Origin of the sequence: Prevotella sp. LMAG:51, from assembly GCF_008680225.1 — a bacterium.
GTDB lineage: Bacteria > Bacteroidota > Bacteroidia > Bacteroidales > Bacteroidaceae > Prevotella > Prevotella pectinovora.
Genome location: NZ_NALQ01000017.1, coordinates 68,742 through 79,166, shown reverse-complemented (window position 1 = coordinate 79,166; position 10,425 = coordinate 68,742). Strand labels below are relative to the sequence as shown.

At 51.3% G+C, this 10,425-nt stretch carries 7 protein-coding genes; 2 read left to right on the top strand and 5 right to left on the bottom strand.

Going from position 1 to position 10,425, the window contains the following annotated elements:
• On the top strand, positions 1-1,117 hold a 1,117-nt coding region (locus tag CCC32_RS06185; RefSeq protein ID WP_287073081.1), incomplete at its 5' end, for an ATP-binding protein.
• Between the two features lie 187 nt (positions 1,118-1,304).
• Here the strand turns inward: CCC32_RS06185 and CCC32_RS06180 are convergent.
• The 5 genes from CCC32_RS06180 to CCC32_RS06160 all read right to left on the bottom strand — a co-directional run bounded on the left by CCC32_RS06180 (position 1,305) and on the right by CCC32_RS06160 (position 5,301).
• Positions 1,305-2,315: a M48 family metallopeptidase gene (locus CCC32_RS06180; protein ID WP_287073080.1), complete on the bottom strand. Its 1,011-nt coding sequence runs from the start codon at positions 2,313-2,315 to the stop codon at positions 1,305-1,307.
• Positions 2,316-2,451: 136 nt separating this feature from the next.
• Positions 2,452-3,015: a LemA family protein gene (locus CCC32_RS06175; RefSeq protein WP_287073078.1), complete on the bottom strand. Its 564-nt coding sequence runs from the start codon at positions 3,013-3,015 to the stop codon at positions 2,452-2,454.
• Positions 3,016-3,198: 183 nt separating this feature from the next.
• On the bottom strand, positions 3,199-3,411 hold the full coding sequence (locus CCC32_RS06170) for a hypothetical protein (RefSeq protein ID WP_022316877.1): 213 nt from the start codon (positions 3,409-3,411) through the stop codon (positions 3,199-3,201).
• Positions 3,412-3,623: 212 nt separating this feature from the next.
• On the bottom strand, positions 3,624-4,547 hold the full coding sequence (locus CCC32_RS06165; protein WP_287073076.1) for a nucleotidyl transferase AbiEii/AbiGii toxin family protein: 924 nt from the start codon (positions 4,545-4,547) through the stop codon (positions 3,624-3,626).
• A complete protein-coding gene (locus CCC32_RS06160; RefSeq protein ID WP_044065424.1) occupies positions 4,540-5,301 on the bottom strand; it encodes a type IV toxin-antitoxin system AbiEi family antitoxin in 762 nt (253 codons plus the stop codon). Before CCC32_RS06160 ends, CCC32_RS06165 begins: the two co-directional genes overlap by 8 nt.
• Positions 5,302-5,753: 452 nt before the next feature.
• On the opposite strand from CCC32_RS06160, the gene CCC32_RS06155 reads away from it, so the two are divergent.
• Positions 5,754-10,418 carry a translocation/assembly module TamB domain-containing protein gene (locus CCC32_RS06155; RefSeq protein WP_287073074.1) on the top strand — a complete coding sequence of 1,555 codons (4,665 nt, stop codon included), beginning with the start codon at positions 5,754-5,756 and terminating at the stop codon, positions 10,416-10,418.
• The last annotated feature ends 7 nt before the right edge of the window (positions 10,419-10,425 follow it).

Here is a 10,425-nt window from a genome sequence, read left to right as displayed (position 1 = left end):
GTGTGGAAAATCGTCACTTCTGAAGATGTTCAGTGACAAGCTGCAACAGGATGGAGTCAGGAAGGAACAGATACAGAGCGTTAATTTTGAAGACCTCGACAATGAACCTTTGCTTGACTACAAACGTCTTCACAGTCATATTAAAGAACGGCTGCTGCCAGACAGGATGAACTATCTGTTTTTCGATGAGATACAGTTGGTCGGCAATTTTCAGAAAACCATAGACAGTCTGTTTTTGCTCGACAACGTGGACATATACATCACAGGCTCCAATGCCTACTTGTTGTCTGGCGAAATTGCCACGTTGCTTACCGGAAGATATGTTGAAATAAAACTTTTCCCGTTCTCTTTCAGTGAATTCATAATGGCAAGCGGCAAGCCGCAGTCTCTTGAGCAGGCTTACAGACAGTATGTAGAATGCGGGTCGTTTCCGTATGTAACTCAGATATGCAATGACAAGGAGATGGTGCGCGAATATCTGTCGGGACTATACAATACCATAGTGCTGAAAGACGTGGTGGGCAGGAAAAAGATAACCGACGTGATGATGCTGCAGAGCATCGTGAGATTCATAGCCGACAATATAGGCAACATCTCGGTGATAAAGCGCATCAGCGATACCTTGACGTCGCTCGGAAGGAAAATCACTTCACATACAGTGGAGAACTATATCTCGGCATTGACAGACAGCTATATTTTCTATCAAGCACAGAGATACGACACCAAGGGCAAGCAACTGCTGAAAACGGGAATGAAACTGTATTTGGCTGACATCGGACTGCGCAATGTAATAAATGGAACGAAGGGCGGCGACATGGGACATATTCTTGAAAACATTGTCTTTCTGGAACTTGCGCGACGCGGTGGGGAAATCTATGTGGGCAAGGCCGGAGAGGCGGAGATAGACTTCGTTGTAATCAATGGCAATGACAAGGCTTACTATCAGGTGGCGCTAAGCGTCAGAGATGAGGCTACGATGAACAGGGAGCTGGCACCGCTGAAGTCGTTGCCGGATTCTTTCCCAAAATATCTGCTCACGATGGACAATGACCCTGTTGCACTGCACGATGGCATCAAGCAGATATACGTGCTTGACTGGCTGACTGAAAGGCCATAAAAAAACAATCACGCATCATGGAGGGAATTATCCTCACATGATGCGTGATTCTGTTTGTATTCTCTTCTGCCGCATGCGGAAGACTGCAAAGTAAAATATTACATTGAAACAGTCGTAAAATATTACATTGACGGCCTATTATATAATTTAACGGCCTTATGCCCGATTGTTGATGCGGCAGCAGGCGTCAGAACTGCTCCAGAATCTCGATGCGCTTCTGCGTGTCGGGGTGGGTGGAGAAGAGCGATGTGAAGAAGCCCATGCCCTTGCCGCCGCTCAGAGCCTGCGGATGCACGATGAACAGCTGTGCCACATCGTCGCGTTTCACCTTCTTCAGTCCGGGCTTGTCGCTTATCTTGCGCAGTGCCGAGGCGAGGGCGAGCGGATTGCCGCAGAGTTCAGCGCCGCCGGCATCAGCCATATATTCGCGTTTGCGACTGATGGCGAAGCGGGTGAGCAGGGCGAAGAAATAGGCTATGATGCCAAGGAAGATGGCAATCAGAAACACTAGTATCGCAGCGCCTCCGTTGTTGTTGTCGTCATCGTCGCTGCTGCTGCTGCTCGAACTGTCGCTGACAATCCAGAACAGTGACCTTATGCTCACCTGTATTATCGTCGTGATGATTCCCACGAAGATGATGCTCGTGATGAGCAGACGGGTGTCGCGGTTGCGGATATGCGTCAGCTCGTGGGCTATCACGCCGGCCAGTTCGTCGTCGTTGAGCACCTTCAGCAGTCCGGTGGTCACCGTCACCGTGTAGCTCTTCCTGTCTATTCCGCTGGCAAAGGCGTTGAGCTGCGGGTCGTCCACCACGTTTATCTTCGGCATGTCCATTCCCGCCGTCATCGTCAGATTCTCCACGATGTTATACACCCTGGGGTTTTCGCGGCGCTCCAGAGTCTTGGCTCCCGTTGCCGCTTTCACCATCGACGCGTTGAAGAAATATGCTATCACGAACCACACGCTCACGGTGCCCACAACCCAAGGCAGCGAGTCGATGAACGCTCCGTTCACCCATGTCCAGTTCACGTTGCCCCCAACCTGTTCGGCATTGCCGTCCAATGCGACGCCGCAAAGGCTCAGCAGCACGTAGAACAGCCACACCATGAGGAGCGTGAGAGCCGGAAAGAGCAGCAGCAGCATTATAGTCAGTTTGTTGTTGCGGCTGACTTGGGTATACATTCCTACGTATTTCATAATCAAGAGTTTATATCCTCCGCCCGGCTGCCTATGGTGGCTGCCGCGACGGGGGAAGAGTTAGAAATCGGAGTCTTAGTCCAGACTCCCATGCTTGTCAGCGGGTTTTCACCCGAATTGATATGCTGGCCGCGGCTTAGAATTTGATTTCCGGAGCCTTCTCCACTGCGGCGCGGCTCTCCTGCGGAATCTCGAACATAGGCTGGCGGGAGAATCCGAACATCTTGGCGAAGAGGTTGCTTGGGAAAGTCTCCACGGCATTGTTGAGCTCACGTGTGGCAGAGTTGAAGAAGCGGCGAACGGCAGCGAGCTTGTTCTCGATGTCGGCAATCTCCTCCTGCAGCTGGATGAAGTTCTGGTTAGCCTTCAGGTCTGGGTAAGCCTCAAGCGAAACCTTGAGACCGGCGAGTGCGCTTGTCATCATGTTGTCAGCCTTCACCTTGTCGTTTATGGTCTGTGCTCCCATTGATGCGGCACGGGCGTCGGTCACGCGCTGCAGCGTCTCCTTCTCGTGAGTGGCATATCCCTTCACCGTAGCCACGAGCTGTGGGATGAGGTCGCAGCGCTGCTTGAGCTGCACGTCGATGTTTGCGAAAGCATTCTCGCGGTTGTTGCGCAGTTTCACGAGTCTGTTGTAGATTGACACGAGCCATATCGCCAGGATTGCGACGATAACGATGATCACGATTGTTGTTGTCATAATGTTTAGGTTTTTTTAGTGCCTTCTCCCGTCGCTTGCCGCGCCGGGATTGTCGGCGTTGTTAATAATGTGATATTTTCTTTCTCTGTTCTTTATGCGTTTCTGTCTCTTTTCCCATATTGACGCAGGAACTGACAGGAATACTACAAAAATAAGACCTTTTCTTGTTTTGTCACGTCTGATTTAAGTTTTGTTTTGCTTTATGTTCATTTTTTTTGTTACTTTGCCGTTCCTTTTTCTGCCTTCCAAAGCCTCATTGCTGCATGGCGCAGTAATCATTCTGCCCAGCATAGTTCTTGTTCTGTTGCAAAGGTAGCCAATAATCGTGAGACCATAACTTGCAAATCCTCTCAAAAAACTTGCAAATCCTCTCAAATATCCAGTTTTCCCTTTCATTTCTCATGATGTTACATAAAATGTTACACCCTGTAGAATGTTACAATCCTCATTGCTTGTATTTCCACAAAGTGCGCTATACAGGTTGCTAACGGCATATTCTATGCGTATATAAGCTTACGTTAGCACGATAGGCAGATACTGATGTTCGCTCTAAGTTTGAAGAAGAATGCAATGCAGTTGAATAAACGTTAAACTATCAAGGAGGCGATTCATCTAAGTTTAAAGATTGATTTTAGCTTTGCAGCTTCCTTCGTAAGTTTCTCAGGGTTTTGCTTCGCCAATTTTGCCAGGTTGAAGAGCTTCCATTTTACCGAGGGGTAATTCCGCATGTAGTCGAACTCGTAGCCTTCCCATTCCGGCTTGCCCTGTTCAAAGCTTACGAGGAAGTTCTTGTCAGCTTCTGACATCATACCATTCACATCATCTATCAGTTTGGTGCGTGTTTCTTCAAATTCAGCATAAGTGAAAGGGATGTCGGTCATTCCGTCAAACTGGTTGGCCATGGCCTCGCTTTGGTCAATCAGTCTTGGAGCAAAGGACTCGTGGATTGGACGGTCGCTGCCAAGCAGACAGAATATCAGGCCTTCGCGACAATCGGCCAAGGGAATGTCCATATACTTCACGTCAAATAAGTCGCGAGGATGCTGTCGAGAGAGTGCGGCTGCAATCTTGCCTCCATAAAGCTGGGTAAGTGGAACGATATTGGCCTCACAATAGAGTCCAAACTCATTCTGTGCCTTCTCGCTTAATGGCACAGTGATGTTCTCACCGCCCACTAGTCCACGCTTAGTCTGATTTACTTCTACTTTTACCTGTTTGCCCCGCCACTCGCAAAGCAACTTGCTGGTGTCGTAGTTGGGCTTTATGTGCATCCCCTTGAAAGCCTTCTTTGCTTTCTCGCAAATAGATGCCAGATGAAGGTTGATATCATCGAGGCTCTGCTTCCGGTCAGCCAGCGGAATATAGGTGAGGTCTATATCGACCGAGTATCTGGGCAAGTCTTTCAAGAAGAGATTTATGGCGGTGCCGCCATGGACTGCAAATACACCTTCCTCCATGACGATGGGCATAATGCGAAGTAGCAGCTCCACCTTTTGGGCATAAACTCTGCCGGTTATATTGTTCTCATTCATACTCTGCAAGATCTTTAGGAATGGTCATATTATATTTCGCTATATACTTACCTGTCGGCACCACCATGTATCGGGCTGTGCCCAATTGTATATTGTCAAATTTCAGAGCCTTGAACCACGGATGTCCGGCTTTCTCTGCCATATAGACAAAGAGTCGCTTAACCTTTTGCGAGGAGCACGTTTCAAGCAACGATTGCACCAGCCTGGGCCGAAGCGTAGTCATACTCTCCATTATATAATATAGATCTAATAGCGAGGAGGCAGCCTCCGGCAGGTGGAGACATTCCAGAAAGGCACGCTCTGGTGATGATACCAAAAGAATATCACCTTCAAAGGTCATGGTCTCCACGCCAAGCAGGTCATCCCCCAGAAAAGAAGTAGTCATATACTTCACTGTCATATCCCAATCATGCGACAATATCCATGAGGGAAGCTTATTCGTTCTTCCGGTAAAAAGATAAGCTTGTGGCTTGCCCAATGACAGATAATGGGAATAACCACGCAGCTCGAGGGCGGTGTAAGCACCAACGATGCATCGTTTCGACAACTGGTTGTTATAGGCGGATATGGCATGGAGCAGTTTGGGTGCAGTGCCGTTCAAGACATACACCCCTTTGGATATGCGGTTAAGCCATCCGCTCTTCATGTAGGCATGTTGCCCCTTGGCATCCAGTCCCTGCCGTGTGAGCCAGTCGCCAAACATGAAGCCCGTATTTGGATTGGACTCCATTATTTTCTGTATTTTTGTTGCCATCTTCTCTGATATTACGAATTTGACGATAATTTTTATGCAAAATTACACATTTATCTTGATTGACCAAATGTCTCGCCAAGAAAGTACTGAATTTTTCTTGATATTGTGCGCCGTCTTCGCTTTCTTTGCGAATATGAGGTGCAAAAACCAGCAAAGACGCCTTATAAAGACATGAGACTGCAAGCGGTTATAAAATCATCACATAAGACGGGCTAATAACCTTTTGGGGGCTTAATTCTGTATTTTTCAGCTGTCTGAAGTCGAACGCATTTCGTCTTCTTCATTATTCCCTTTGAGCCCGGTATAATCGTTGATATAAAGAAATCAAGCACATGTGATTGCGGCAGATATGAGGTTTCAGATTACTTTTTTGCCTGAAATCAATAAATAATGCGTAATAATCTCGTTTAGTCAGTTTTTTGCATTATCTTTGTACATTATTAATATTAGGTATGAACATATCATTGCGAAATACGATACGCTGGGCACTCATCGCTCTTGCCGCTCCGATATTCCTCATCATATTGTTGGCGGTGCTGCTCTATCTGCCTCCGGTGCAGAACTGGGCGGTAGACTGCGTGGCGGACTATGCTTCGGAGAAGACTGGAATGCAGATCTCCGTGGGCAGGGTGAATCTGGAGTTTCCGCTCGACCTCGGAGTGGAAAACTTCAAGATGATAAAACCCAACGACTCGCTGCCGCAGGTGAGAGACACCGTTGCCGATGTGGAGAAACTCGTGGTCAGCGTGCAGCTCATGCCGCTGCTGAGCCGGCAGGTGGAGATAGACCAGCTGGAACTCAGGGGTGTGAACATGAATACCACCGACTTCATACATGAGGCAAGGGTGAAAGGCACCGTGGGGCTCCTCTCGCTCAGCAGCCACGGCATAGACTGGGGCAAGCAGACAATCATCGTTGACGATGCGCTGCTCAGCGACGCCAACGTCAGCGTGGAACTCAGCGACACCGTGCCGCCAGACACCACCAAGACCCCTACATACTGGAAGATACACGTGGAGCAGCTCAACGTTGACCGCACGCGTGCAGTGGTACACATGCCAGGCGACACCCTGCAGGTGGACGCATATCTGGGCAAGGCAGGAGTGAGAGAAGGAACCTTCGACCTATACAAGAACCTGTATAGCGTGGGCAATTTCGAACTTGCCGACGGCAGGATAGCCTACGACAACAAGTTCATGACACGTTCGCGCGACATCATAGACCCCAACCACATCCTGCTCTCAGAGGTGAACCTCGGCATCGACTCCCTCTCCTATGCCATGGAGACTTCGGAGCTGAAGCTCGTGATGCGCCATTGCGCACTGAAGGAGATGGGAGGACTGCAGATTGCCGACATCAAGGGACCTCTCTCCATGGGCTCCCTCAAACTGAAGATGCCGCAGCTGCTGCTCAAGACCCCCGACTCATGGCTGAAAGCCGCCGTGGACATGGACCTCAACGCCTTCAGCGACTCCTGTCCGGGACGCCTCTCCCTTAGGGCAAACGCATCGTTCGGAAAGCGCGACCTTATGCGCTTCATGTCCGGTATGCCAGCGTCATTCCGCCGGCAGTGGCCCGACAAGCCATTGACTGTCAACACGATACTCAGCGGAAACCTCCAGCGGATGAGGCTCCGGCTGCTCAACCTCAATCTGCCGTCGGCACTGAAAGCAGACGCCAACGGATATCTCACCAATCTCACCGACACCAAGCGGCTCGGCGCCAGCATCAACTTCAAGGCATCGGCTGCCAACACGCAGCTTATCACGGCGCTCGTGGGCAAGGAGAACATGGGCGGAGCGAGGATACCGAACGGCATCTCGCTCTCGGGCAACGTGAAGACCGGCGGCAACCAGGTGTATCTCGCCGACGTGACGATGCGCGAGGGTGGGGGAACGATGAAGGCGAAAGCACGGTTCAGCATGCCGAACATGGCATACAGCGCAAAAGTCTCTGCCGCCGGAATGAGGATAGACCATTTCATGCCGACGCTCGGAATGAAAGACTTCTCGGGAACCCTCGACGTAAACGGCAGGGGCACCGACCCTATGAAGAAGAGCATGACGGTGGATGCCAGTGCCGACATCAGGAAATTCGTCTACGACAAATATCACTTCACGGGCATCACCGCTGACGCCCGACTCAGCAACGGACTCATACACGCCAACATAAACAGCAAGAACCAGCTGCTCGACGGACTGCTCTCGGTGGACGGATTCGTAAGTTCGAAGAAAATCTACGCCACCATAGCCTCCGACATCAGCCGCATCGACCTCTATGCCCTCGGTGTGGCAAAGAAGCCGCTCATTGCATCGCTGTGCTGCCATTTTGACGTGGCAACCGACATGCGCCACTCGTATATGCTGAAGGGAGGAACGAGCGACGTGACGATTCTCGACTCGCTCAAGGCTTACCGGCCGGTGAACATCACCTTCGACGTGCTCACCAACCGCGACACCACAAGGGCGATGGTAGACTGCGGCGACTTCTATCTCAACATGAACGCCCGCGGAGGATACGAGCATCTGCTCTCGCGCTTCGAGAAGTTCGGCAGCCTGCTCTCAAAGGAAATCTCCGACGGACGCATCGACTATGTGGCGCTGCGCCAGCAACTGCCGGAGGCCGACTTCCGCATGAAGGCGGGAAAAGACAATATCTTCAGCCGATTCCTGAAATATTGCGGCTACACCTTCACCAGTGCCGACATGAACATGACGATGTCGGCTGCTACGGGAATGAACGGTGCCTTGCAGGTGAACGAACTGACGGCGGCGGGAGTGCTGCTCGACACGATACGCTTCAATGTGGTGTCAGACTCCGCGAACTGCACCTACAACGGACAGATACGCAACTCTAAGAACAATCCGCAGTATGTGTTCAACTCGCTCTTCGACGGATACGTGTTCGACCGTGGTTCGGGTCTCAACATCTCTATCTACGACGCCGCCAACCGCCTCGGCATCAAGCTCGGAGCCACGGCGACTATCGAAGACACAGGAACGCGCCTCCATCTGCTCACCGACGATATCATACTGGGATACAAGAGGTTTGAGGCAAACGAGAACAACTATCTCTTCTTAGGCGACGACAACAGGGTGTCGGCAAATCTCAAACTGAAGTCTGCCGACGGCATGGGACTGCAGGTCTACACCAACGATGAAAACCACGACGCCCTGCAGGACATCACCGTGGGACTCAGCAATTTCGACCTATCCAAGATTACCGCCGTGCTGCCGTATTTCCCCAAGATAACGGGAAACATGAACGGCGACTTCCACGCCATACAGACAAAGGAGAACATCACCCTCTCGTCAAACCTTAGCGTAGACAAGATGACATACGAGGGATGCTCGCTCGGCGATATAAGCACCGAATTTGTATATATACCACAGGAGGATGGCAGCCACTATCTCGACGCCGTGCTCTTTAGCGAGGGCTCACAGGTGGGGTCGCTCATCGGAACATACCACCCTGTCGGAAAGGGAGTGCTCAATGCCGACCTCAAGCTCGAACATCTGCCGATGAAAATCGTGAACGGATTCATTCCTCAGCAGCTCTTCGGATTTGAGGGATATGCCGACGGCTCGATGAAGGTGAGGGGAGAACTCTCCAAACCGCATGTCGACGGTGAGGTGTTCCTCGACTCCATGTATATGGTCAGCGTGCCATACGGCGTGAAGCTCCGCTTCAGCGACGACCCCGTGAGAGTGGTCGACAGCAAGCTGATGCTCGAAAACTTCGAGGTGTTCGGCCACAACGACAATCCGCTGAACATCTACGGAAACATAAACTTTGCCGACCTCGACAATGTATATATGGACGTGCGCATGAAGGCAACAAACTATCAGCTCATCAACTCAAAGGAGAACTACCGCAGCGTGGCATACGGCAAGGCGTATATCGACTTCTACGGTTCGGTGCGCGGAAAACTCGACAATCTGATGATGCGCGGACGGCTCAACGTGCTCGGTTCCACCGATGTGGCGTATATACTGAGAGACTCGCCGCTGACCACCGACAACCAGATGGACGAACTGGTGAAGTTCACCAATCTCAGCGACTCCACTCAGCAGACCGTGGAGCATCCGCCGTTGACGGGTCTCGACATGATTCTCTCGGTGGGAGTGGACGAGGGAGCCCACGTGATGTGTTATCTCAATGCCGACCACTCCAACTATATCGACCTTATGGGAGGCGGCGATCTGCGTATGACTTACGATCCGCTCAACGAACTCCGCCTCACGGGCAAGTATACGCTCAGCAACGGTGAGATGAAATACGCCCTGCCGGTGATTCCGCTCAAGACCTTCACCATAGAGAACGGCAGCTACATAGAGTTCACGGGAGATGTGATGAACCCGAAACTGAACATCACAGCCACTGAGGAGACGAGGGCCACGGTGGGCACCAACGGACAGCAGGGCAGGACTGTGGACTTCAAGTGTGGAGTGGTGATAACAAGGACGCTCAACGATATGGGACTGGAGTTCACGCTCGATGCTCCCGAGGATATGTCGCTCCACAATGAGCTGCAGGCGATGAGCGTGGAGCAGAGAGGCAAACTCGCCGTTACGATGCTCACCACGGGAATGTATCTCGCTGACGGAAACACCAGCGCATTCTCAATGAACAGTGCCCTCAGCTCGTTCTTGCAGACAGAGATAAACAACATAACGGGAAATGCCCTTCGCACCCTCGATCTGAGCTTCGGCATCGACAACTCCACCGACGCCTCGGGAAGTATGCACACAGACTATTCGTTCAAGTTTGCCAAGAGATTCTGGAACAACAGGCTCAAGATTATCGTGGGCGGAAAGGTGTCGAGCGGTGCCGACGTGCCAAACCAGAACGAGTCGTTCTTCGACAACGTGACGTTTGAATACCGTCTGGGCGACACCTCGAACAAATACCTGCGGCTCTTCTACGACAACAACTCCTACGACTGGCTCGAAGGCACTACGCAGGAGTTCGGAGTGGGATTCACATGGCGCAAGACGATGCAGCACTTCAAGGATCTCTTCCGCAAGGAGAGAAAGATGCAGATGCCGGCAGCTCCCCAGCGCCCGGCTCCAGGCGATTCCACGAAGACACCTCTGGTGAACAGGGAGATTAAGTGATTTGCAA

Bases quoted from the DNA above. Each gene is read 5' to 3' on its own strand.
- CCC32_RS06180 (WP_287073080.1), bottom strand. From the start codon at position 2,315: ATGAAATACGTAGGAATGTATACCCAAGTCAGCCGCAACAACAAACTG.
- CCC32_RS06175 (WP_287073078.1), bottom strand. From the start codon at position 3,015: ATGACAACAACAATCGTGATCATCGTTATCGTCGCAATCCTGGCGATA.
- CCC32_RS06170 (WP_022316877.1), bottom strand. From the start codon at position 3,411: ATGAAAGGGAAAACTGGATATTTGAGAGGATTTGCAAGTTTTTTGAGA.
- CCC32_RS06165 (WP_287073076.1), bottom strand. From the start codon at position 4,547: ATGAATGAGAACAATATAACCGGCAGAGTTTATGCCCAAAAGGTGGAG.
- CCC32_RS06160 (WP_044065424.1), bottom strand. From the start codon at position 5,301: ATGGCAACAAAAATACAGAAAATAATGGAGTCCAATCCAAATACGGGC.
- CCC32_RS06155 (WP_287073074.1), top strand. From the start codon at position 5,754: ATGAACATATCATTGCGAAATACGATACGCTGGGCACTCATCGCTCTT.